The sequence below is a fragment of the Pandoraea apista genome (assembly GCF_001465595.2).
GTDB classification, from domain to species: domain Bacteria; phylum Pseudomonadota; class Gammaproteobacteria; order Burkholderiales; family Burkholderiaceae; genus Pandoraea; species Pandoraea apista.
In genome coordinates this window covers 3,713,345-3,735,782 of sequence record NZ_CP013481.2, presented here as the reverse complement: position 1 = coordinate 3,735,782, position 22,438 = coordinate 3,713,345, and the positions used below count along the sequence as shown (strand labels likewise).

Annotated in this window: 21 protein-coding genes; 7 read left to right on the top strand and 14 right to left on the bottom strand. The window is 60.7% G+C overall.

The window, feature by feature from the left end; all coding sequences use genetic code 11:
• Positions 1–217: 217 nt before the first annotated feature.
• The 3 genes from AT395_RS16975 to AT395_RS16965 all read left to right on the top strand — a co-directional run bounded on the left by AT395_RS16975 (position 218) and on the right by AT395_RS16965 (position 3,476).
• Entirely contained in the window at positions 218–730 is a 513-nt protein-coding gene (locus tag AT395_RS16975) for a cupin domain-containing protein (protein ID WP_048629839.1), read from the top strand.
• Positions 731–817: 87 nt separating this feature from the next.
• The gene (locus AT395_RS16970) at positions 818–1,438 is read left to right on the top strand and encodes a flavin reductase family protein (protein ID WP_042115262.1); all 621 of its coding nucleotides are present in this window, start codon (positions 818–820) and stop codon (positions 1,436–1,438) included.
• Between the two features lie 472 nt (positions 1,439–1,910).
• Complete coding sequence (locus AT395_RS16965) at positions 1,911–3,476, top strand: complex I subunit 4 family protein (RefSeq protein WP_083577663.1); 1,566 nt, start codon at positions 1,911–1,913, stop codon at positions 3,474–3,476.
• A gap of 103 nt (positions 3,477–3,579) precedes the next feature.
• Here the strand turns inward: AT395_RS16965 and AT395_RS16960 are convergent, their stop codons facing one another.
• Positions 3,580–4,299, bottom strand: a complete 720-nt coding sequence (locus AT395_RS16960) for a hypothetical protein (protein ID WP_042115264.1) — start codon at positions 4,297–4,299, stop codon at positions 3,580–3,582.
• A 1,128-nt stretch (positions 4,300–5,427) separates the two neighbouring features.
• On the opposite strand from AT395_RS16960, the gene AT395_RS16955 reads away from it, so the two are divergent.
• Entirely contained in the window at positions 5,428–9,774 is a 4,347-nt protein-coding gene (locus AT395_RS16955; protein WP_167370736.1) for an IPT/TIG domain-containing protein, read from the top strand.
• A 126-nt stretch (positions 9,775–9,900) separates the two neighbouring features.
• Here AT395_RS16955 and AT395_RS16950 read toward each other — a convergent pair whose 3' ends face one another.
• The 5 genes from AT395_RS16950 to AT395_RS16935 form a co-directional block, all read right to left on the bottom strand.
• Positions 9,901–12,147, bottom strand: a complete 2,247-nt coding sequence (locus AT395_RS16950; protein WP_072632857.1) for a hypothetical protein — start codon at positions 12,145–12,147, stop codon at positions 9,901–9,903.
• A gap of 199 nt (positions 12,148–12,346) precedes the next feature.
• Entirely contained in the window at positions 12,347–12,664 is a 318-nt protein-coding gene (locus AT395_RS25660; protein WP_156219782.1) for a hypothetical protein, read from the bottom strand.
• Positions 12,665–12,721: 57 nt separating this feature from the next.
• A complete protein-coding gene (locus tag AT395_RS16945) occupies positions 12,722–13,792 on the bottom strand; it encodes a tyrosine-type recombinase/integrase (RefSeq protein ID WP_048629836.1) in 1,071 nt (356 codons plus the stop codon).
• 3 nt (positions 13,793–13,795) lie between these two features.
• The gene (locus AT395_RS16940; RefSeq protein WP_072632856.1) at positions 13,796–14,041 is read right to left on the bottom strand and encodes a DUF4224 domain-containing protein; all 246 of its coding nucleotides are present in this window, start codon (positions 14,039–14,041) and stop codon (positions 13,796–13,798) included.
• A 224-nt stretch (positions 14,042–14,265) separates the two neighbouring features.
• Positions 14,266–15,954: a DNA cytosine methyltransferase gene (locus tag AT395_RS16935; protein ID WP_048629835.1), complete on the bottom strand. Its 1,689-nt coding sequence runs from the start codon at positions 15,952–15,954 to the stop codon at positions 14,266–14,268.
• A gap of 32 nt (positions 15,955–15,986) precedes the next feature.
• Here AT395_RS16935 and AT395_RS16930 point away from each other — a divergent pair, with 32 nt between their 5' ends.
• Complete coding sequence (locus tag AT395_RS16930) at positions 15,987–16,268, top strand: hypothetical protein (RefSeq protein WP_048629834.1); 282 nt, start codon at positions 15,987–15,989, stop codon at positions 16,266–16,268.
• Positions 16,269–16,270: 2 nt separating this feature from the next.
• Here the strand turns inward: AT395_RS16930 and AT395_RS16925 are convergent, their stop codons facing one another.
• Genes AT395_RS16925 through AT395_RS16910 form a run of 4 tightly spaced genes read right to left on the bottom strand, consistent with a single transcriptional unit; the run spans position 16,271 to position 18,693 of the window.
• Entirely contained in the window at positions 16,271–16,525 is a 255-nt protein-coding gene (locus tag AT395_RS16925; protein WP_048629833.1) for a hypothetical protein, read from the bottom strand.
• Positions 16,522–17,703 (bottom strand): hypothetical protein, encoded by a 1,182-nt coding sequence (locus AT395_RS16920; RefSeq protein WP_053086415.1) that lies wholly within the window; start codon positions 17,701–17,703, stop codon positions 16,522–16,524. The genes AT395_RS16925 and AT395_RS16920 overlap by 4 nt, the downstream gene beginning before the upstream one ends.
• Complete coding sequence (locus AT395_RS16915; protein WP_048629832.1) at positions 17,696–18,364, bottom strand: hypothetical protein; 669 nt, start codon at positions 18,362–18,364, stop codon at positions 17,696–17,698. Before AT395_RS16915 ends, AT395_RS16920 begins: the two co-directional genes overlap by 8 nt.
• A complete protein-coding gene (locus AT395_RS16910; RefSeq protein WP_058375219.1) occupies positions 18,361–18,693 on the bottom strand; it encodes a hypothetical protein in 333 nt (110 codons plus the stop codon). The genes AT395_RS16915 and AT395_RS16910 overlap by 4 nt, the downstream gene beginning before the upstream one ends.
• Before the next feature lie 36 nt (positions 18,694–18,729).
• On the opposite strand from AT395_RS16910, the gene AT395_RS16905 reads away from it, so the two are divergent.
• Positions 18,730–19,176, top strand: a complete 447-nt coding sequence (locus tag AT395_RS16905) for a hypothetical protein (protein WP_048629830.1) — start codon at positions 18,730–18,732, stop codon at positions 19,174–19,176.
• A 14-nt stretch (positions 19,177–19,190) separates the two neighbouring features.
• On the opposite strand, the gene AT395_RS16900 is transcribed toward AT395_RS16905, so the two are convergent.
• The 4 genes from AT395_RS16900 to AT395_RS25655 form a co-directional block, all read right to left on the bottom strand.
• A complete protein-coding gene (locus AT395_RS16900) occupies positions 19,191–19,706 on the bottom strand; it encodes a hypothetical protein (protein ID WP_053086414.1) in 516 nt (171 codons plus the stop codon).
• A gap of 2 nt (positions 19,707–19,708) precedes the next feature.
• On the bottom strand, positions 19,709–20,602 hold the full coding sequence (locus AT395_RS16895) for a ParB/RepB/Spo0J family partition protein (protein ID WP_053086413.1): 894 nt from the start codon (positions 20,600–20,602) through the stop codon (positions 19,709–19,711).
• Positions 20,599–20,952, bottom strand: a complete 354-nt coding sequence (locus AT395_RS16890) for a hypothetical protein (protein ID WP_048629829.1) — start codon at positions 20,950–20,952, stop codon at positions 20,599–20,601. Before AT395_RS16890 ends, AT395_RS16895 begins: the two co-directional genes overlap by 4 nt.
• Before the next feature lie 123 nt (positions 20,953–21,075).
• A complete protein-coding gene (locus AT395_RS25655) occupies positions 21,076–21,225 on the bottom strand; it encodes a hypothetical protein (protein WP_156219779.1) in 150 nt (49 codons plus the stop codon).
• A 153-nt stretch (positions 21,226–21,378) separates the two neighbouring features.
• On the opposite strand from AT395_RS25655, the gene AT395_RS25650 reads away from it, so the two are divergent.
• Positions 21,379–21,888 (top strand): hypothetical protein, encoded by a 510-nt coding sequence (locus AT395_RS25650; RefSeq protein ID WP_156219777.1) that lies wholly within the window; start codon positions 21,379–21,381, stop codon positions 21,886–21,888.
• The last annotated feature ends 550 nt before the right edge of the window (positions 21,889–22,438 follow it).

Genomic DNA, 22,438 nt, shown 5'->3' with positions numbered 1-22,438 from the left:
CTCGCCGGGTCCCGTCGAGATCACGCTGCAAGCCTTGGTCTAAGGCGCTTTCGGGGCGATTGCGCGAAGGCCGCCGCCTCGGCCGAGTGTTTGATTGAGTGGGATTGTCGTTTCGTCTGATGAATCATCCGCCGGTTCGCCAACGGATGACTGCCGCGATGCGATATCGTGTAGCGCATTCGTTTCAATGGGGCCGATTCATATTCAGGAGTCCGTCATGCCGTCTGCCGCCGATCTCGTCACGTCTCTGGGGCTACAGCCGCATCCGGAGGGAGGGCATTATCGCGAAACGTATCGGGCGTCCGGCACGATTGCGGCACAGGCGCTGCCGGACGGCTTTTCGGGCGCGCGGAACATTTCCACGGCGATTCTCTATTTGCTCGAAGCCGACGATTTTTCTGCGTTCCACCGGATTCGCAGCGATGAAATCTGGCATTTCCATCTTGGCGGCACGCTCCGGATTCACGAGATCGCCCCGGACGGCAAGCTGACGACCACATGCCTGGGCGCCGATGTCGCCGCGGGCGAGCAGCTTCAGCATGTCGTGCCCGCAGGACACTGGTTCGCGGCGCAGCCCGCACCGTCGACGCGCTACTCGCTGGTCGGGTGTACCGTCGCGCCGGGGTTCGCATTCGAGGACTTCGAGCTGGCCGACCCGGCCGCGCTCGCCGCGCAGTGGCCGGCACACCGTGTCTTGATCGAACGGCTTGCGCGTGGCGCACCTGTCTGAATCTATCGAGGAATAAACGGGGGCAACGTGAGACCGCAGAGTGCGATAGCATCGCCGGAAACCTCACAACTTCGTGTGCACCGCCTCATGTCCAAAGACGTCCATTTCTACGACCCGGCCAAAGGTCACGGTCTGTCCCACGACCCCTTCAAAGCCATCGTCGCACCGCGTGTGATCGGCTGGATCTCCAGTCGCGATGCCTCGGGCCGGACCAATCTCGCGCCCTACAGCTTCTTCGGTGCGTTCGCCACATTCCCGCCGATCATCGGCTTTTGCAGCGAGGGCTTTAAGGACTCCATCGCCAACATCGAAGCGACGCGCGAGTTTGTCTGGAATCTGACAAGTAAGTCGTTGGTCGAGCCGATGAACCAGACCTCGGCCCCCGTGTCGCACGAGGTCGACGAGTTCGAACTGGCGGGATTGACGAAGGCGCCCGGCGTCAACGTCGACGTGCCTCACGTGGCGGAGTCGCCCGCCTCGCTGGAGTGCAAGTTGTTGCAAATCGTGCGCTTGCAGGATCTCGACGGCAAGCCGATGGACAACTGGCTGGCGCTCGGACAAGTGGTCGGGGTGCACATTCGGCGAGAGTATTTGCGGGAGGACGGCCGCTTCGATACGGCGAAGGCGCATCCGGTGATGCGCGCAGGGTATCTCGGCGATTACGCCGAGATCGGGCCGATGTTCGATCTGCGTCGTCCGAAGGGCTGAGCGGTACCGATTGCCCCATGCCTTCCCCCGGCATCACGCACCATTTTGGAGCGTGATGTCGCGTTCTCATTGCGGATATCGCGGCGCGCGATGCCCGCAATGTCTTCATATTCTGCAATGCGTTATTGACGAAATCGACATGAACTTCGATTGATTTCGTCACAACGGTGTCGATGTTTCTGGCCGCACTTTATCGTGTGGGCAGGGGCGCGGCAGTGCAATCGCCGACCGTCCGGTCGGATGAATCGCTCGCAATCATTTGTAAAATTTGCTGCGATGCAAAATGTTTTCGAGGCGCGTATGCTTGCCACCTTCGTTGACGCCCTCGCGCCCGGCGTCCCCTCCCGACGGCATTGATCTGCCTTGATTTGCGCACATTGCAATGCGCGATGTGTGCGGGGTCGGTTCGTCCCGGTTGCGCTGAAATGGTGCGTTTGCGCTGGATTTTTGTTGCAGCACATCAGGCCCCCCAATGTTTCCCATCTTGTCCCTTCTCATCTGGCTTCCTATCGTGGCTGGCGCGCTCGTCATGCTGCTGGGCCAGGACCGTCATCCGAATACTGTTCGGTGGATGTCACTGTTCGCCGCCGTGATTTCGGCGCTGCCCGTCGTGCCGCTGGTGCAGGGTTTTCGAACCCATGTGGCGAGCCTTCAGTTCGTGGAGCGTTTTCGCTGGATCGACTCGTTCGATGCGTCGTGGCACGTGGGTATCGACGGCATTTCCCTGTGGCTCGTGGCGTTGACCGGTGTGACGACCATCATCGTGGTGCTGGCGTCGTGGCGTGCCGTGACGACTCGCATGAGCTCGTACTTCGGCAGCTTTCTTGTGCTTTCGGGCCTGATGCAAGGCGTGTTCACCGCGCAGGACGGCATGTTGTTCTTCGTGTTCTTCGAAGCGACGCTGCTGCCCCTGTACTTGCTGATCGGCGTGTACGGACGCGCCAATCGCACGCATGCGGCCGTGAAGTTCTTCTTCTTCTCGCTGACCGGCTCGCTGATGATGCTGCTCTCGATGCTCTACCTCTACATGCAGACGCAGAGTTTCGACATCGCTCGCTGGCAGACGCTGCATTTGCCGCTGGTGGTGCAGGTGATGTTGTTCATCGGTTTTCTCGGGGCGTTCTCGGTGAAGGTGCCAATGTGGCCCGTGCATACGTGGTTGCCAGAAGTGCATCTCGATGGCCCGACGGGGGCTGCCGTCATGCTCGGTATGCTCAAGCTCGGTGGCTACGGTCTGCTTCGATTCAATCTGCCGCTGTTGCCGGACGCGAGCCATTTCCTTGCCCCGCTGATGGTGGTGTTGTCGCTGATCGCCGTGATTTACGCGAGTCTGGTGGCGCTGGTGCAAACGGACCTGCGCAAGTTGCTGGCCTATTCGGCTGTCGCCCACATGGGTTTGGTGACGCTGGGATTGTTTCTCTTCTCGGAGATGGGCACCGACGGCGCGGTGATGCAGATGATCTCGTACGGGATTGTCTCGGGTGCGATGCTGCTGTGCACGGGAATGTTGTATGACCGTACCGGCAGTGCGTCGATCGATGGGTATGGCGGTGTTGCAGCGACGATGCCGCGCTTTGCCGCGTTCGCCATGCTCTTCTCGATGGCGAACGTCGGTATGCCGGGCACCTCTGGCTTCGTGGGCGAGTTTCTTGTGTTGATGGGCGCGATCAAGGCGAATTTCTGGATCGGCGCGCTGGCGTCGCTCACACTGGTGTTGAGCGCGGCTTACACATTGTGGATGTACAAGCGCGTGATTTTCGGGCGTGTCGGTAATGCGCGGGTGGCGTTGCTCAAGGACGTGAGCCGTCGCGAGTTTGCACTACTCGGCGCCATGGCCGTCATGGTGCTCGGCATTGGCCTCGACCCCAAGCCGCTTACGGACGGTATCGATGCGACAGCAATTCAGGTGGTGCAGGACATCGAGAGTCATCGTTTGCCAGCAGGCGATCCGGGCAGTCGTGAGATGGCCGGACGCCGGCATGGCGATGTCGCAGGCCACGCTGCGGCAAAGGTGAAAGGCACAGGGCCTGACGCCTGATCGCGATTGACCGGTAAGACACGTATCAGAAAGAACGGGCGCAATGAAGCGCCCGTTTTTTATGTCGGCATAGCAGCGCGACGGTCCCTCGGTAAGGAGGCAATCAGCGCTTGTTGCAGACCACGCCGCCGACAACGGACGCCACGGACTCGCCGTTCAGCGCGATATCCCATTTGTCTGAAATGCCGCCGTCGAAATTCAGCTCGTAGAGCGTTCCGTAACCACGTTCGCAATCCGCTGAGGCAATTACGAATTCGCTGTACTCGTATGTCTTTTCGCGAAGATTGTCAAAGCGCGACAGAATCGACACGGACGGCTTGCCTTTGAAGGTGCGTTTGCGAAGCGTGTCGCGTTTCAGGAATACCTTATTGCCGGACTTCTCCACCTGCGCGGCAAATTCCCATGAATCTCCCTTTTCCGCGAGCGAGACCTTGTTTGTGTCGCTGTCCCAACTTTGGCAGGCAGTACTCCCGAGATTGTCGGCGACGGTGGGGCCGAAGCGCACAAATTGGTCTTTGCCGAGAAACTGGCCTTCCATGCCGTTGTAGTAGACGTATCCGAAGCCCTTCCGGCATGCATCGAGCAGCACAACGGCCTGCGCGTAGTCGAAGGTGTTCTTCGACTTGTTCCTGACTTGATAGAGATACTTGTAGCCGTTGTTTTTCTTGCCGTCGACGTTGGACAGCGCGCCGCTGCCTTTCTTGCCCTGCCAGACGGATTTCTGCGTTTCGGCAATGGTGATCCAGTCCCCTGTGTCTTCTGCCCATGTGGCATTGATCAGTGCAACGCCGGCCAGCGCACCCAGAACGGTTTTCACAAACATGTAATTCTCTTCCCCGTATCGATAGATTGAAGCCTTGCTTGTCTCTTCCTGCGCGCAACGCGATGCGTTGTTTTCCGTTACCCGGAGACAGAACGCTTATTCGGCATCTCGGCGAAAAACTTTAGGGCGATCCTTTGGGCCCCTGTTGATTTTGAGAGGTGTCGACCTCTGAGTTTCCATGGTGGCGATATGTCCTGGACGATTCTCGTCTCAACAGCGTTTTGTTTGGCAAGGGCGGGGAAATTTATACGAAACGAGTGTTTGATAATTTTGCTCTGGATAATTATCAGGAGTCCAAATGTTGATGGAGATCATTGAGTTATTATCTTGAGAAAATTTTTTTGAATTTGGTGCTTGACGTTCGGTTATAGGTTTCTTACGCTTTCGCAAAATTGAAAAAAGCGTCGGGAATCACCTACGCGACGTTCACAAAAATAAAGTTGGCAGTACTGCGATCAGCCCGCGGGGATCGGTGTCTCGTCTTTGTGCGAGGCGGGCAAAAAATACAAATGAATTCTTGTCGGATATCGACGAAAGAATTCGGGAGTGGAAGAAAAATGCAATGCCAACGGGGTGAAAGACTAATTGTGGGACTGCCTTCAGGACCCACTGCCATCTTTTCAGGTGCGTTGTCCGGCCTGTCTTGCGCACACGCGCTACCCACCATTTTCGAATGACCGACGACTGATGCAGGCGCCGTAAGCGAGTCTGCGGGGTCGCTTACGGTTCACATCTCGAAAATCGTTCGCCAGTGTCTTGCGTGGCGAGTTGCGTTCGAGGGGCTTGCGTTTGTCCGATGGTATTCCGCTTGAATTCGCTCGCGTACCGACTTCGCTTCGACTCGCCATGTTGCTCAGTTCTCACCTTCTCGTTAAATCGTATCGCCACCAACGTTCGTTGTTTTCGCCTGACGCCTGGGGCTTTTGGCTGCGAGCGGTCTTCGCCGCGTTGCTGTTGTTCACGGTGTCGTCACCCGCCTTGGGACGACAGAGCTGTGTCCTCACCTGGACGCTTTCCCCCAGCGAGTTATCGGGGGGGCAATATACCCACAGTTTGTCGCCAGACGAGTTGTCGGCATGCGATCCCGGTCGCGGCGGCTTATATGTCGATCCGGAGCTCGATACGAACGTGACGGTCAGAGACAGCAATGACCCCGGCTCGACATTAGCCACCGACGCTACGTTCTATGGCGATTTCTTGTATTTCACGCCGTTGACGAATACGGTAAGCAGTGCCTGGTCGTTCACGTTGTATCAGATTGACGGCACCACCACGGTTCTTCTGAACATCAAGCGCCCACCCCCCGCCCCAACGCTTTCCAGCGTCTCATCCAACTACGGACCGACTGCGGGTGATCAACTGATCACACTCACCGGCACGAACTTCGCTCAAGGGACCGTCGTCAAGTTTGGCGGGGCAGTCGCCACTAACCTTAAAGTGAACAGTGCCACATCAATTTCGCTAAGTACGCCCGCGCACGCGCCCGGGACCGTCGATGTCGTCGTTGATACCACTGCCACCGCTGGCGGTGGGGGCGGGGTGGCCACGTTACCGGGCGCATATACCTACGGGCCGCCCAGCGTTTCGGCACTCTCGCCGACGTCCGGGCCGCTTGGCGGCGGTACCAGCGTGGTCATCACCGGTATCGGTTTCAGCAACGTGTCTCAGGTCAGCTTCGGTGGTACACCTGCAACAGGCTTCACGGTGAATAGCGCAACGCAAATCACTGCGACGTCACCCGCGCGCGGCAGTGCCGGGACGGTCGATGTGACGGTTACCACACCGGGCGGCACCAGTGCGACGACGCTCGGCGACCAGTTCACCTATGTGGCCTCTCCGACGGTGACGTCGATCTCACCGGCGTCCGGGCCCCTTGGCGGGGGTACCGGTGTGGTCATTACCGGCACCGGTTTCACCAATGCGTCTCAGGTCAGCTTCGGTGGTGCGCCTGCAACAGGCTTCACGGTGATTAGCGCAACGCAAATCACTGCGACGTCGCCCGCGCGCGGCAGCGCCGGTACGGTCGACGTGACGGTCACCACGCCGACAGGCACCAGTGCGACGACGCTCGGCGACCAGTTCACCTATGTGGCCCCGCCGACAGTGACGTCGATTTCGCCGGCATCTGGGCCCGCCGCCGGCGCGACGCAAGTGACCATCAGCGGCTCCGGATTCACACGGGCGACCTTGGTAAAGTTCGGATCGACAAGCGCGTCCGGTTTCACCGTCAACAGCGACACGTCGATTACGGTGCAGGCCCCTGCCGGGGCAGGGATCGTCGACGTGACCGTTGTGTCGCCAGGGGGCACCAGTGCGATCGTCGGCGCGGACAAGTTCACGTATATTGGCGCCCCCACGGTGACGGGGGTTTCGCCGACATCGGGACCTACCCTCGGGAACACGGCTGTCACGATTACCGGGAGCGGCTTTACCGGGGCGACGGCTGTGTCATTCGGCGGCACCGCCGGGCTTGGATACGTTGTGCTTAGCGACACCTCGATAAGCGTGCATGCGCCCCCCGGCACCGGGACGGTCGATGTGTCGGTAACCACGCCGGGCGGCACGAGCGGCGCTAGTCCGGTGAGCAAGTACCTTTATGTCGCCACGCCGTCGTTGACGTCCGTGTCACCCAACACCGGGCTATCGAGCGGAGGGACTTCTGTGACGATCACCGGTACGGGGTTCGTCGCCGGGGAGACGACCGTCGCGTTCGGTGGGGCGGGTGCGACGGGTGTCATAGTCAACAGCGCGACCTCGCTAACGGCGACGACGCCTGCGCACGCGGTGGGCGCCGTCCCTGTCTTGGTCTCGACGCCCGGGGGAACCGCCACGCTCACGAATGGCTACTCCTTTGCCCCGGCCCCGATCGGTTTTGTGACCTCGACGCTGCCCGCCACGGTGGCGGGGACGCCAGGCTACAGTCAGCAAATTCAGGTCGCTGGTGGTGTGGCGCCGTATCAGTTCTCAATCAGCTCCGGTGTGTTGCCGACGGGATTCACGCTCGACTCGTCGGGCAATATCACGGGGAGAGCGACCGCTGCGGGCAACTTCTCGTTCGTGGTGCTGGCAAAAGACGCCAGCAATCAGACGGCGGCACAGACGCTGTCGATTCAGGTGGCGCCGCCTACGCTAGTGTTACTCCCTGCGACGCTGCCTAACGGCACCATCGGTCTGAGCTATTCTCAATCGCTGACCGGTAGCGGCGGAGTCCCTCCTTATTCGTACGCCCTCCACGGTGCGTTGCCGGTGGGAATGACGTTCACCAATGGCACGATCAGTGGCACGCCGGCGCAGGCCGGTACGTTCAATTTCTCGATCACGATGACCGACAGCACGACGGGTACCGGCGCGCCATTTTCCACGACGACGACTTTTTCGCTGAACATCAGTGCTTCGGCAATGTCCATTGGGCCGGTACCCCTGCCAACGCCCGTGGCAGGTCAGGCGTACCGGCAGACAATCACCGCGTCGGGGGGAACATTGCCGTACCGATTCACGGTGACAAACGGGGCGTTGCCCGCGGGGCTATCGCTCGACCCGGTGTCGGGGCTATTGGCCGGCACGCCGCTGACGACGGGCGTCAGCACGTTCACGATTACGGCCACCGATGCCAGCACCGGGCCGGGCACGCCGATTACCGCCTCGCAAAGCTATACGTTCAATATTTCGAATCAGATCCCGTCGGCGCCACCTGTACAGGTCAAGGGACTTTCGAACGCGCCGCTCACGATTCACGCTACGGCAAACGCTGTGGGCGCCCCGTTTTCAAGGGTGGCCATTGTCGCGCCGCCCGCCAGCGGCACCGCGGTGGTCAATGGTGAAGATATCGTCTACACCCCGGCGGCAAATACAAACGGAGCTGTCACGTTCGCGTATGCGCTTACCAATGCGACCGGCACGTCGGCTCCCATCGCTGTCACAGTCACCGTGCAGGCCGTACCGGTGACGGCCTCCGGCCTTCAGGTCCGCGTGAGCGCAAATGAGACGACAAATATCGACATCACAAGCGGCGCGACGGGGGGGCCGTTTACGGGAGCCGCCGTTCTGTCGGTCTCACCAGCGGATGCGGGTACGGCGACGATTGTTTCGGTGCCTGCGGCTGCCCCGCAGAGTACTGATATCCAGCGCACGGCGGTCAGTGCGCCGACGCAGTACAGCATGCGCTTTGTGCCGGCGGCAACTTTTGCCGGTGTCGCGGTGATCACCTACACGCTCTCCAACGAGAACGCGACGTCGGCGCCAGGGGTTTTGCAAGTGAGCGTTGCCCCGCGTAAGGACCCGTCGACAGACCCGGATGTCACCGGCCTCATCGGTGCTCAGGTGGAGGCGGCCCGCCGCTTCGCCACGACACAGATCGGCAACTACAACCAGCGTCTCGAAGCGCTGCACGGCAAGGGCCGTGCGCCCTCTAGCAATGGTCTGAATGTGGTGCTGCCGTCGCCCGAGCGTAATCGCAACGTGTCGCGTTGTCAGGACATCGTGGGCATTGCCGAGCGCGACGCTTGTCTGCGAGGTGACGTGAGCCCGCTCGCGCAGCGCAAGGCGAAAGGTCTTGATGTGCGCGACAAGAGTGTAGGCGCCAGCGGGGTAGGCACGGGCGACAGTCAGGTGCCCGACTTACCTGGCGACGACGCCCGCGACGACAAGCGCTTCGCGTATTGGACGGCGGGTTCGGTAGACTTCGGTTTCGCAAACATTGCCGCGCAGCGTTCCGGGTTCAAGTTCACGACCGGGGGGGTGACGCTTGGCGCGGACTATCGCTTCTCCGATCATTTCTCGCTCGGTGCCGGTGTGGGGTACGGGCACGATTCGACGGATATCGGCAGTTCGGGGACACGCAATACGGGCGATAGCTACAGTGGCGCGCTCTACGCGAGCTTCCGCCCGATCCCCACGCTGTTTGTCGATGCTGTGGCGGGCTTCGGCTCGCTCAGCTTCAACTCGCGCCGCTGGGTCGTCGATTCGAACGATTTCGCGAGCGGCAAACGCACGGGCCAGCAGGTCTTCGGCTCGGTGTCGGCGGGGTACGAGTACCGAAGCGAGGACTGGCTGTTCTCACCCTATGGACGGATGACGGCATCGCGCTCTACGCTGGATCAATACAGTGAGACGGGGGCGGGGCTGAACGCGCTCACGTACTTCAAGCAGAACGTCAATACGCTGTCGGGCACGCTGGGTGTGCGTGCTGGCTTTTCGAAGGCCACGCGAATCGGCATCGTCTCACCGTATATCCGCGTGGAGTTGCAGCACGACTTTAATGGTCAGAGTGTCGCTGGACTTGCCTATGCCGACATTGCCGGCAGCGGGCCGGTGTACTTCGTGTCGGGGAGTCCTTATGGCAGCGATCGCGTGCAAGTCGGATTCGGCGCCAAGCTGCGCGCGGGCGTCCTTGCCTTCGGGCTGGATTACAGTGTGATGACCGGTATGGGAGGGTTGCAGCAGGGCGTGCGGTTGACCTTCACTGCGCCCTTCTGATGGCGGGGAGCGTTCGTCGTCGGTAGATGGAAGCGGACCGCAAGATGACGACACAAAGCAAAATCTGCAAGGAAGGTGTTCCCGACGAGGCACGCGCGGGCGGAGATCCGCCCGCCTCGAATCGGCTCAGAAGAACATTTCGAAATTCACGCCAACATGCGTGCGCGAGCCGACGTCGCCGCCGCTCACGCCGTTGACGAATGCCGACACCTTCGCCTTCCGACTCATCTTGTAGCCCACCCGGGCGCCGTACTCGAACCAATTGAGTTGGCTCGACACTTGCGGCGAGAGGCTGCCGACGCCGCTCACGTTCAGTCGCGAGCCGTCACGGTAGCTAAAGCCATGCGCCCATGCGCCCCAGACTGCGGCGTCGACGGTCGACGTGAAGGCGTGTACCCATTTCTCCCTGATTTTGAGCAAGTTCATCGTGGACGAGGAGGCCCCCATACTCGCTTCGAACGGGTTGCCCGGCGAGAGCACTTCACTGTACGACGACGTGCGCAAGACCTGACGCCCGAGTTCGATCGATTGTGTCAACTGATCGTTGGCAGTCACATTGATGAGCATGCCGAGGCGCCCAAATCCATAGGCTTGCCGCCCCGACGCGCTGGCACTCCCCGTTGCCGTGCCGGAGCCATTGGCGTAGTTGCGGGAAAAGCGGTAGTTGCTGTCGGGCGAGAAGAAGCCGCCGAGCTCACCGAACCATCCGAATCGCTCGTCGAACATATGCGCATATCGCAGCTTCGCCGCCGCCGTGAAAGCGCCTCTCATCTCGGTATCCGCATAGCTCTCCGAGGCATAGCCGACGCCAGCGACGAGTTCGAACGGCGCCAGATTCAAATGCCCCGTGATGCCCGCTGCCAACGAGCCGACGGCGCCAAAGGCCGCCACGCCGCTCGGCGAGTCGGAGATTTTTCCTTCCCCCAGCATCTGGTCGGCAAAACCGTGCATTTGTCCCATGACGCTCTGGCGAGCTTTGCCCACCTGATTGGCAGAGGCCTGAACCGATGATGGTGTGGTGATACCGGCGATCACGGGGTTCGCCGGCGGGGAAGAGGTGGCCGGCGTTGAGGGCGTTGAGGGTGTCGTGGGGGTTGACCCGCTTCCCGGTGTGCCTGAGGGGTCCGGGTCTGGGTTCGGCTTGGGCGAGACCGTCGCGTCGATGTAGCGAACGAGGTAGACCTGACCAACGCCGCTTGTCGCCGGTGTGCCGCCATCTCCGGCGATGTATTGCCCGTTTGCCGAAATGCCCGTGACGGAGCTCAGGATGATGCCCCGCATGTTCACGCCGGCGTTCGTCAGAAGCGTTACCAAATCTTGCATGCCTGTCGCGCTGGTCCAGCGGAAGATGCGCGAGTCGCCTTGTGCGTTGTACGCTATCCCCGCGACGACGGCACCGTTGGCGTTGACTGCGACCGCCGCAGACAGGGGGCCCCCCAGCGTTCCGAGGTCGACCATGCCTGTTGCGTTCGTCCAGCGAAACGCGTGCATGTAAGGGTTGCCCTGCGTCAGCGAGCCTCCGACGACGGTTGACCCATCGGAACTCATTGCGCCGAAATAGGTGTCGCTTCCGCCTAACGTGCCGAGATCCTGCATGCCCGTGGCGCTTGTCCATCGGAATGCACGTGTGGCGCTCGTCGCCGTGTTCGCGATACCTGCGACAGCGGAACCGTCGGCGCTGACAGCCCGGGCATCGGAGAGGCTGCCGCCGAGCGAGCCGAGATTCTGCATGCCCGCACCCGATGTCCATCGGAAGGCGCGCGTCTCAGTAACCGTCGTGGCTGTGCCGACCACCACGCTGCCGTCGGCATTGACGGCATTCGCTGTGGAACTGGTGCCGCCCAACGTCCCCAGATCCACCATACCCGTGGCGGCCGTCCAGCGAAATGCGTGCTGTTCGCTTGAGCCACTCAAATCGCTGGTGCCCACGATCACTGCGCCGTCGGCGCTGACGGCTTTCGCGTCGGAGGCGTTGCCGCCGAACGTGCCGAGGAGCTGCATGCCCGTGGCGCTTGTCCAGCGAAAGGCGCCGCCGCCGGTATTCCCGACGATGACGCTGCCATCGGCATTCACGGCTGTCGGTGACGCATTGTTCCCGCCTAACGCACCGATCTGCTCAATACCCGTGGCGCTTGTCCAGCGAAAGGCGGGCGTGCCGCTTGGCATTGTGAAGGTGCCGATCACGGTGGAACCGTCGGCACTCATGGCTACGGAGTTCGTTGAGTTGGCCTGAGGCAGCCAGAAAAGAATGGGGGCGTCCGCGCTCACCGGATCGGCGGCGAAGGCCGGCTGGGAGAACAATGCACCGACTGAAAGCGCGAGGAGGGAGCGGCGCGGTAACGCGCCTCGGCGAGAAATGAGAAAGGCTGCCATCGTGGAAGATCGGAGAAAAAGTCCGATCTTCCATGAATCAAAGATGACTCACCCCGCTTCATGTCCCAGAAAACTTGACCCTGGATCCCAGTGGCGGCAATCGCGCGTTGGGGAGCATGATTGAACACACTTCCACGCGAAAAGCCGTAGCGAGTTGGCGGTAAGCGGGGATTCGGCGGTGTCTGAAACAGGGCGGCCGTTATGCCGGATCCCGATGCAGGTTTTCTTTGCGCTGGATTGTGGAAAGGGGAGAATCGGCACGACGTCCGGCTAGCCGTTCGTGACGCTGCGGGCGGCCACAACGAGGGAGGGGGATGACCGCATGGCCGAAGTCCGCGAGCGAAGGCAGAAATGCACACATCACAAAACAAAAAGGGGTTGCGATTTCTCGCAACCCCTCGAATTCGTTTGGTAGGCCGTGCGGGATTCGAACCTGCGACCAACGGATTAAAAGTCCATGAAAAAAATCAATAAAATCAATGAGCTTGTCCTTGATATAGTTCCGCAAATCTTCCAAAAATATCGCCCCGAAACCCGCATAAAACCGTTGTTCATGTGCCGTTTGCGGAACGGTTTACCGGGTCGGCTTCACCTTGTCGCCACGGCGCTGCCTCACGTATCGCTCGGTCATCACTACCGACGAGTGACCGAGTTGTTGTTGCGCCTGGCGGATGTCACCTGCCGAGTCGGTTTTGTCCGTCCCTGCTTTTGCGCGAAGGTCGCGGAACTGGAACCGATCCTTATCGATGCCGGCGGCTGCACGCGCTTTGTCGAAGCGTGAGCGTAGCGCGTCGGAGGTCAGTCTCTGCCCCGATTCGTTGACTACAAGCGCGGTGCTCACGACCTTATACCCTCGCTTGCGCGCGCGGATTCGCTCAATGAGTGCTGCCAGTTCGCCCTCGACTGCGATGCGTAGCTTCTTCTTGGTCTTGCCCTGCTGAATCTCCAACTCGTCGGAGCCGTTTATGTTCCGCTCATCGAACTTCAGTGTGTCGGCGGGACGCTGACCTGTCAGATAGGCCAAGTCCATCGCGTCTCGCGTCGGGGCATCAGCGGCCTTGTACACGGCGGCGAAAACGTCATCCTCGACGTAAACGTCACGCCCATCCTCAGAATTTCGCTTAACCCCAGCAGCCGGGTTCGGAGCGCTTGTCAGACCGCTCTCCCGCGCGTAGTTGAAGATATGCGAGAACAGGGCGATCTCGCGATTGGCGCGCACATGCCCCGCATCTGCCGGCACCTCGCGCTTCTTATCTTCGTACCATTGCCGCGCCTTCTGGGCGCGCCAGCGAAAATACCCTCGTATAGCTGTTGGCTCGATGTCGTCCAATGGGGCGCCGGCGAAGAATTCGCGCAGGAAACCGAGTTCCTTGACGTTATCGGAGCGTGTCCGGGGAGCTTTAGTCGGCAAGACTTCGGCTACGTAGTTCGTTGCGGCTACGTCGAATGTCTGCCCCGGTGTGGTGGGTGCCTTCGTTTGCTCTAGCTCTGACCAGCGGCGCACAGCCTCCACGTAATCGGTGCCCAGCGAGATTTCCTTTCGGGGTTTACCACCAGCGTCGAAGAAATAGTATGTCTTCTTTCCCCGCACTCGAGCCCGCATGCGCGGGGGAAGATTCGTATTGACGGTTGGTTTGCGTCCCATTTCTTAGCCCGCGAGCGAGAGGGTTGGGGGTTGCCATTTCTTCCTGGGCGGCTCCGCTGCTGCGGCAGCTTGGCGACCCTCAATTGCAGATCTGGCAACGATGGGTCGTCCGCGGGCGTTCGTCCAAAACGGGATGCCCGCAGATCGAAGCCACGTTGCTTGTAATTCCTCACGGGATTTCCCGCGGCGTCCGGTACGCACTCCGGACAATTCTGCTACTTCTTCGGCTGAGAGGAAAGTGTCACTCATTTCTCAGAACCCTCCATGCTTGTGCGGTGACCCGCAGAATCTCTTCCAGTGCTTCGTTCATTCATTAAAGCGGTCGTTTGATATCGAGCCACACGGGTATTCCTTAGTAATGGCCGTCAAAAAAGGGCGTAGCTTGAAATGACCGTAAGCCGAAATGCCCCTGGTGATCGGATCTCAGCCCGCGCAATGCCGTGGGCTTCTTTTTGCCGTGGCCGGGTGGGTGGTCATGCTGCCGCCAACCTCTTTCGTTCCTTCGGCGTCCACGCAGCCAACTCGGGCACATTCGCACGCACGAGCGCGGCTGCCATCGGCGGACTGACGCTGTTGCCACACATGCGAACCTGCGCATGCTTCGCGAGGCGCTTGCCGTTGAATTCGGGGGCGATGACGTAGGTCGATGGGAAGCCCTGCGCCGCATACAATTCGTGCGGCTCGAGCATGCGCATGCCGATGTCGGCGATCTGGTATTGCTCGCCGGCGACGGTGACCAAGCCGAGGCGGTCCTTTGTCGGGATCGTGTGCATCGGGTCACGGCAGTCCTGATCCTGACCGCCTTCGCTGTAGTACTTCACCAGGAACGCGCGTACCTCACCGATATGGTTGCCCTGTGCTGAAATGGTCGGCACCGGTTCACCGGTGGCGCTCCCCGTGCATTCGCCGCGCAGCTTGACCATATGCGACGACACCAGCGCATGATGGTCGGCCGTCGTGATTGTGCTGACCGGTTCTTTCAGTCCGACACCGGGCCCGTCGTAATTCCCGCCGTAGTGCTTCGCGAGGAATGCCGCTGCGAGAGCGAAGTGCCCACCCTTGACCTCGGCGCATTGAGTGCGGAGCGGCTCGTCCGCCGGCCACGAGCGTTGTGTCGACGCATTCGCGCACTCAGTCAGTACCGGCACGACAAGTCCAAGCGCGTGCGCTGCACCAGCCGGGTTTTCCTTCGGGCCTGCGGTGATGGTCGGCGCCGGCTCGCGTAGATCCGATCCTGTCGAGCCGGTGCGGAACTTGGTAAGGTGCGGCGCGACCAGGCCGAATCCGTGTTTGCCGGTCAGCGTCTGAATCGGTTCGCCGAGCGGCTGACCCCGGAAGTAGTCGTACCCGTGGTTCACCTTCACGATGAACGGATCGGCCGAGTCGATGACGTACCGGCGCATGCCCCGCGCTATTCGGCGCTGCGTTGTCTCGGCCAATTCCTTCTTGCGCTCGAAGATGGACGGGCAGGGGATCGACCAGTCGATGCACTCGGCGGCGGTCCGCCACGGCTTGCGTTCGCCGGCGACCACGGCAACACTTCCGGGCGCGCCGTGGGTCGGCTCGGGCCACACGATCGGCTTGCCGTCGCAACGCGCGATCAGGAACAGGCGCTTGCGGATCGTCGGTGCACCGTAGTCGCAGGCGCGCAGCTCGCGGTGCTCTACCGCATACCCCATCGCCTCAAGCTGACGGACGAAAGAGTGGAATGTCTCGCCTTTGCGCTTTGGACACGGAGAGCCATCCGCGAGCACTGGGCCCCACGTCCGGAATTCCTCGACGTTCTCAAGCATGATGACGCGCGGACGCACCAGTGCGGCCCAGCGCATCGCTACCCACGCCAACCCGCGAATCTTTTTGTCGCGCGGCTTGCCGCCCTTGGCCTTGCTGAAGTGCTTGCAGTCCGGCGAGAACCAGGCGAGGCCCACAGGACGACCTTGTGTCAGCGCGAGCGGGTCTACGTCCCACACCGATTCGCAGTGATGCTCGGTCTGCGGGTGGTTCATCGCGTGCATGGCCACGGCCTCGGGATCGTGGTTGATCGCGTGGTCGACGTGGCGGCCCAGCGCCAGTTCAATGCCGCAGCTCGCACCGCCGCCGCCGGCGAAGTTATCGATGATCAACTCGTCGGAAATGTCGAGAAGGAACTGATCTCTGATCATGCTAGGATTCCTCGAAACGAAAGGAGGCCGGTATGTGGACCAAGCACGAACACGATGGATTCGAGATTTGGGTTATGCCGAACCCGGAATTCAGCCCACCACCGCCACCGCCAGAGCAGGTCAAATGGGGCTACGTGGCACATATCTGCCGCCTTGGTATGAGCGATGCTCGTGACTCGGTTGCGACACGCCGAAACTTCGCCGACGCGGCATGCCAGTTTGGAACGCCCGAGGCCGCCATCGCAGGTGGCTTTGAGCGTGGTATAGAGATCATCGAGGGGCGCGACAGAGATGTCGATGTGATCGGTTTGTAGCGTCACGATTTCCGCTCCTCCGCTGCCTGCGAGGCGGCGATTGTCCATCCTTCCTTTCGGGAGAACGTGATTTCACCGCGCTTGCGAAGTGCCTGTAGGCGTCGGTCGATCAAGCGCCAGCCGTTGCGCTCGCCGACGTGATCGGGCTTAGCGAGAGAGTCGGCAAGTCTTCCGTGCTTTGAGATCAAGTAGGAATAGGTCACATAACCCCCCGACACGCTCTTGAGAATTGCGGCGTCAAGTTCGGCGTAGCTCACGCATCCCCCTTCGCCTTGGCGGCAATGGCGTCGACAACTGCGTCCAATTCTGCACCGGCATCTGGCGCTACATAGGTAGGCCGGAGATTAATGATGTGAAATGCATCTCCGACGATGCACACTTTGTGGCGGACGATCCTATACCGCTCCGCATCCTTGCGATCCCCGCCATCCGCCGACAGCGGGGAGCGGGCTGCGAACATGGCAAGCGTGTACGCCTTGACCCGCCGGAATTGCTCGGTTTCCTTGTAATCCTTGTCCGGGAATAAGGTCTTCGCATGCGGGGCGATATGCTCCAGCGCCAGACGCTCGATTTCCGCGTCGCTCGGCTCATCCCCGCCCGCCTTCGCGGGAGACGAGAGGGCGGCCAACTTACGCCCGATCTCCCAATACTCGGTAAGCCAGTGATCACGGTCGGGCGGCATATGTACGCCCTGCATGCCGTAGCTGATGGCACCGTCGATTGCGAAACGCGCGGCTTGCTCGTGCGCAGGCTGGGCGACAACCTGCTGCGCATCTGCCGGACGAACACCGTTCGCGCGGTCGCACTCATCGTCGGCGCACAGAACGCCGTCGCGCTGGGCCGCGTCGCACTTGAACGGGCTGCATGCCTGCTGCGCGTCAGCGGCACCCATCGGCATCTGCTTGATGGTGTCAGACCACTTGCCGAGGAACGACTGCTGCGCATCTGCGGCATTCGACTCGGTAGTTTCATGGCAGCGCGGGCAAAGCAACGTCGACCGGTCATGCTTCGGATGAACGGTTTCGCTTGTCGGCCCTACCCAGCCACAGTCAGCATTTCCGCATTCGCGCTCGCCGCCATTCACGGGCGCGGCGTAGAGCGCGTATTCACCTTCGGGCAGCGCGGAATATCCCGGCGTGATGTTCGTCACGTCGAAATCGTCACCGCGCTTGCGTAGCGTGAATACCGCCTCTTGCCCTGCGCTTTGTGCGGCTGGCGTGGGGGCATGTTCGAGCATCGCGCGGTAGCAGAGAGTGGCCTTGTGCGCGGCCTGTTGGCAGCCCGAGAGTTTCTCGAACGCTTCCCAAACCTTGGGCTCGCTGAAAGCCTCGTCAGGCTCCGATTCAAAGCCAGCGGTCACCATATCCTGCGTGGGTTTCTTCGGCACCAATTGCCACTGGCTCGCGTCAAACGTCACGGTCTTGTGGTCAGGCATTTGCGATCTCCGAGGTTTCGGTAGCCGCTTTCTTCGCGGCGTCGTACCGGCGAATCGCCCATGCGATTGCGTACAGGTTCCAGACGAAATGGAAGGTGTATTCCTTGCAGTTCCATTCCCAGCAGTCGGTGAAGAGGTCTGGGAGGTCTGCGGCGTGGAAATCGCACATACGCCTGAACGCGTCACCTTCGTCCCGGTGGTCGAGCACCGGCGACAGGATCTCTTCCTGAATCTCTGCCATCAGTTCAGCGCGGCGTTCATCGGAAATTTCGGCGTCTTCCAGATGGCTCTCGACACGTTCCGTCACGCGCTTCTCGAATTTCTCGTACGAGAATTCGTCGGCGCGGCCACGACCGTACCCGTCGCAATCGACAGCCTGGAGCTTCTCGCACCAGTAGCCCTTATTGATATACAGCTTGGCCGGGTCGCCCCGATCGTCAGTGCGGAAGAACTCGAACATGTCGGTCAGCCGCGAGAAGACGTAAGTGCCCATGTCACCACGGATGCACAGTGCGCCGGGCCACGTCAGGATCTCGAACCAGTAAGATGAGCCGCCCTCTGCACGTCGAAACGCTATGTGGCGATTGACACCGTCGTCACGAATCACCGTCATTTGATGCGTGGCAGCGTCTTGCAGGAATCTCTCTTGAGTGCAGGTCATACTTCCACCTCATTCGACGGGATGACGGGATGGCCCATGCAGCCATGTTCTTTGTGATCGAAGTTGTCGCACTTGCCGAACGGGATGAAGTTGTGGCCGCGCGACAGTTCATCAAGCAGTTCGGCCTTCGCCTCGTTGGGCGTCATCATGCGGCCGTCGTCGTGCTTGAACATGCCCCGGAAGTCGCGGGGCTTCCAGTTCATAAGCGCTCCACGCACATCGAGGCACAGGTGGAAGCTCTTGCGCTGATGCGTTAGCGTCTGCACCACAGACGGCGGCGCAGGATCGGTATTCAGCCCTTCGGGGCGGGGGGCCATGTAGCTAGTCATGATAGGATTCCGACCTATTTGACAATGGGGGGATCAATGGACACTGGTGTCGTTGTCATTTGCGTTGTGCTGTTGGCAGCCCTGGGTTTTCTCTATGTGTGGAAGCAAAATAGGGAAGCGAACCTCATGACGCGCCTCACACTCCCGCTTTGGCGGCAGCGTTACGCCGAGATGTCAGGGCACAAGAAGCTTGCGACTGCTAGATCGTTTATCGAGCAGTCATTGCACGTCGCGCATCAATTGGGAGGCATATCTCCCGCCGTACACGCGGAGCTCCGGCAAGCCCTCAGGAAGGAGAATCCTGTACCCGTGGTAGACGAGTGGCTCCTCGGACCCTTCTATAACGTCGTTGAAGTGGTGGGCAGTGAGGACGCCGCTAGGTCTGAGGCCAGATTGATTGGAGCGCTTATTGTCGTCGCCATGTCGGGCGCTGATCCGACGATCAGCGTCCGCCGGTTTATGGCGCAACAAGGAGCCATGTAGTTCGCAGGGGGCGCTTACGGCTGGAAATATTCACGCCACGGCACCCACCCACACGGCGTATGAAAGCCCCAGTTGCGCTGCCACGGCCCCATGATGAAAAGGGACCACGCTTCTCCGCCGTCGGGGATCTCGAGTCGGTGTCGGTCGGTAGCTCGCCGGAAAACGATCGAGCCGGGACCGCGCCAGACGCGGCGATATCCGCGCAACAGTGTCGTCTCAGGCCGGAAATCCAAGCGCGCGGGCTGTTCCTGCTCGGTGGGCATGATTTCCCAATAACCGCCGCGCAAGACAATTGAGATGTTCCACCAGGGGTGATCGTGAAGATCGCGGCCGGCGTCGCTGCGGATCGTCCGATGCACGCGAGCGCCCCAACTGGTGTCGCGCCGGCCGTCCTCGGCGGCGCTGGCATCATGGCCGCGGGGCTTCTTGACCCACCACCGCTGCATGTAGCCCTTGAGGTCGAAGTACGGCGTCCGCTGAGCACGAGCGATGATCGCGCTTGCGACGAATTTCGGTATCCAGATGCGCATAGTCAGACTCCCGGCGCGGCGCTGATGTCCGAGTGCGCGGAGAGAAGCTCGCGCAGGGCCTTGGCACTCACAGAAACCTGAAAGTCAGTTTCGCTCTTCGTGATCGCGACGCGTTGAGCCTCGGGAAGCGTGGAGACGAAAGAGCCGACACGTTCGACATAAGTGCTGACGACCTTGCGCGGGTACGACTTCCCTTTGATCGACCCGGCCGTGACTTTCTTCTTGCCGCCGGCCGAAGCCCTTTCAAACTCGCCGGAAAGGAATGCTCCAGCAGCTTCGCCGTGTTGTCGCACGGCCTCTGCCGCAACCGATGCGGAAGCCTTCCCAGCGAATACCAGGCGATGAACGTCCGAGTTCGCGCCAGCCAGCACGAGCATCTTTCCGACCCATTGAGGCGATACGCGGTCACTCTCAGCGATTCTCGCGTTATCCCAGCCAAACCGACTCAGGCGCTGATAGCCGAAGGCCTTCTCAAGCGGGTGCAGTTGGCGATTCTTGTTGCTCGACAAGATCCGGACAGTTCGGTCGGCGTCGTTTCCGTCGAAGGCATCAATCCGCACCATCAACTCGCCGACCTTGTCGCGGAGCGGCGCGCCCGCAGCGTCGGCGCGGCCGATCGCGGCATGTCGGCGGTGACCGTCAACTAGCCACACGCCACCCTCAGCCCTAGGCCGTACCTCAAGTGCCGGATACTGGCCGCCGGCCATGATGTGGCGGAACAGGCACTCGTCATCCTCTTTCGCAGCTTCGAGCGCTTCGCCTTCCAGCAGGTCGAGCGACGCGCGCAGATTGAAGCCGGGTTCGACGTGGATATCCTCGTAGCGGATCTTCATCGCGTCCGCGCGGCGGATTTCCTTGTCGTTGATCTTCTGTTTGAAGGACGGTACGGCGGTCATTTCTTTCCTCGTTCGCGGTCGACGGCGGTACGGATGTGTTCTCGGAATCCCTTAGAGGGGTGTCCGCCGTATGGGTAGTGGGATTCGATGTGACGCCAGCGCTCGGCGTCTTCTTCGACGTCGTTGCGGCGCGCGGCATCGGTCTTGATGTAGAAGGCGAGGGCGGCGAGCAGGACGGGCGTGTGTGCTTCGAGTGCTTCGGCGAGCGCTTGGCGCGCCTCGATTTCCTCGTGGTATCTCGCAGAGCCGACGAGTGCTGGCCGACGAGAACGTCCGTTGCGCATGTTCACGAGAGGGCGCAGGGCATCCCAAGCCCGCTTTGCTGCTGCCCTATTCGGGGCATTGCTCATACGCCGTGCTTCCACCTCACATAGAGGCATGCGACGAGGAGAGCGCCCCAGATAGTCCAGGCGGCCGGCTGGTGAGCGCGAATCCACTTGTCGGCGCCGTTGACGGTCCAGATTAGGATGCGGTCAAGCATGCGCGGGCCTCACAACGATCCGCAGGGCGTCGACGCCAAAGTGTGCTGCGGCAGCTTGTCCGAGTTCGCTCCAACTGCGAGCGATACCATCGCCGCGATAGCGGCCACCGGCCGTATAGACCGTCACGATGAAGTGCTTCATTGGGTTCCTCGAAGGAGATCGCGCGTAGCTGCGCGCAGACGTGCTGAGAAGAGGATCTGCTATGCTGTTCCCGCTCTGTTATCGCAGTTGCGACGACGGAGTGGGATTGCACGTTACGCCTTAATCAAAAAGCGAAAATACGGGGTGGCCACGATGAAAAAGCTTGACCAACGTACGGCAGTTGAAGTCGTGAAGGTTGCTTTTGAGATTACGAATCCGATAAAGCCGCATGAGGCCAAGATCATTGCAAATGTTCTAGGTGGCGAGGTGCGGCACGAATGGCGATTCAAGAATCACGTCTTTTGTCGTGGATGCCGCCGAGAACTGTCGGCGCTGGACATGTTCCTTTCCAGCCTGGAACACCATCCGCCTTCGATGCTTCGGGAACATGTTTATGGAGATCGTGCACCCCGTCTTGGGGCGGTCGTGTACGAATCAGATGACGGGCCGAAGATTCGAGTCATGGATCATTCAATCTCAGTCACTTGTGTGAACTGTGGGGTCGTCAACGAGTCATCCGATGACAACCGATGCAATATCTACATCTACTCGCATCCAGTCATTCCGCCGACGCTCACAGAAATATCCATGTCGACCGAAATTTATAACCAAGTCTTGGCGACGGCCAAACAGAGATTGAAAGCTCGCCGGACCAAGGCGTAACCCTCAAGAGAGCAGACCCGAGATCCTGATCAGATCTGGAAAAATGGGATACGGGCTATTTGACGTCGCCGCGCCGACGCGGATCTGCTCACTTGAAGGAGCTCGGGCTTCCACCGAACGCCAGCCTGGGATAACGCGGCTGTCTACCCCTCAGATCCGGACGTCCACCCTGGTTGGCACGTTTCACGGCTTCGGGCGCTTCCTGTGAAGGTGGCCGGCGGCTCTCTCCGGCTTGCGCTGCTCACCCTGACGGCAGGCTCGCGGCGTTCAGGTGCGGGTCACCCGTCTGCCGGTCAACGAATCGCCACTTCGTAATCACCCTCACGACTGCGCTCTTGGTGGCGCCGTATTGGCCGTTACGGTTGGGGGTTCGATCCGTCAGACCCCAGCTAGACCAAGCAACGCATGCGTGAGGCGGCTCCTTACGGGAGCCAATCGTCATCCCACTGTTGCACCCGTATTTCTTCCCGCGCTGAAGGCGATGCTCGTCACTCGCCATCGATTATCATTCGCGCGCGGTACCCCTGATTACCAGGCCACCGGTTAAGGG

Coding starts and splice junctions, on each gene's coding strand:
- AT395_RS16900 (WP_053086414.1), bottom strand. CDS start 19,706: ATGCGCATCTGGATACCGAAATTCGTCGCAAGCGCGATCATCGCTCGT.
- AT395_RS16930 (WP_048629834.1), top strand. CDS start 15,987: ATGTGGACCAAGCACGAACACGATGGATTCGAGATTTGGGTTATGCCG.
- AT395_RS25650 (WP_156219777.1), top strand. CDS start 21,379: ATGAAAAAGCTTGACCAACGTACGGCAGTTGAAGTCGTGAAGGTTGCT.
- AT395_RS25655 (WP_156219779.1), bottom strand. CDS start 21,225: ATGAAGCACTTCATCGTGACGGTCTATACGGCCGGTGGCCGCTATCGC.
- AT395_RS16950 (WP_072632857.1), bottom strand. CDS start 12,147: ATGGCAGCCTTTCTCATTTCTCGCCGAGGCGCGTTACCGCGCCGCTCC.
- AT395_RS16940 (WP_072632856.1), bottom strand. CDS start 14,041: ATGAGTGACACTTTCCTCTCAGCCGAAGAAGTAGCAGAATTGTCCGGA.
- AT395_RS16915 (WP_048629832.1), bottom strand. CDS start 18,364: ATGACCTGCACTCAAGAGAGATTCCTGCAAGACGCTGCCACGCATCAA.
- AT395_RS16935 (WP_048629835.1), bottom strand. CDS start 15,954: ATGATCAGAGATCAGTTCCTTCTCGACATTTCCGACGAGTTGATCATC.
- AT395_RS16965 (WP_083577663.1), top strand. CDS start 1,911: ATGTTTCCCATCTTGTCCCTTCTCATCTGGCTTCCTATCGTGGCTGGC.
- AT395_RS16975 (WP_048629839.1), top strand. CDS start 218: ATGCCGTCTGCCGCCGATCTCGTCACGTCTCTGGGGCTACAGCCGCAT.
- AT395_RS16905 (WP_048629830.1), top strand. CDS start 18,730: ATGGACACTGGTGTCGTTGTCATTTGCGTTGTGCTGTTGGCAGCCCTG.
- AT395_RS16920 (WP_053086415.1), bottom strand. CDS start 17,703: ATGCCTGACCACAAGACCGTGACGTTTGACGCGAGCCAGTGGCAATTG.
- AT395_RS16895 (WP_053086413.1), bottom strand. CDS start 20,602: ATGACCGCCGTACCGTCCTTCAAACAGAAGATCAACGACAAGGAAATC.
- AT395_RS16945 (WP_048629836.1), bottom strand. CDS start 13,792: ATGGGACGCAAACCAACCGTCAATACGAATCTTCCCCCGCGCATGCGG.
- AT395_RS16960 (WP_042115264.1), bottom strand. CDS start 4,299: ATGTTTGTGAAAACCGTTCTGGGTGCGCTGGCCGGCGTTGCACTGATC.
- AT395_RS16970 (WP_042115262.1), top strand. CDS start 818: ATGTCCAAAGACGTCCATTTCTACGACCCGGCCAAAGGTCACGGTCTG.
- AT395_RS16910 (WP_058375219.1), bottom strand. CDS start 18,693: ATGACTAGCTACATGGCCCCCCGCCCCGAAGGGCTGAATACCGATCCT.
- AT395_RS16890 (WP_048629829.1), bottom strand. CDS start 20,952: ATGAGCAATGCCCCGAATAGGGCAGCAGCAAAGCGGGCTTGGGATGCC.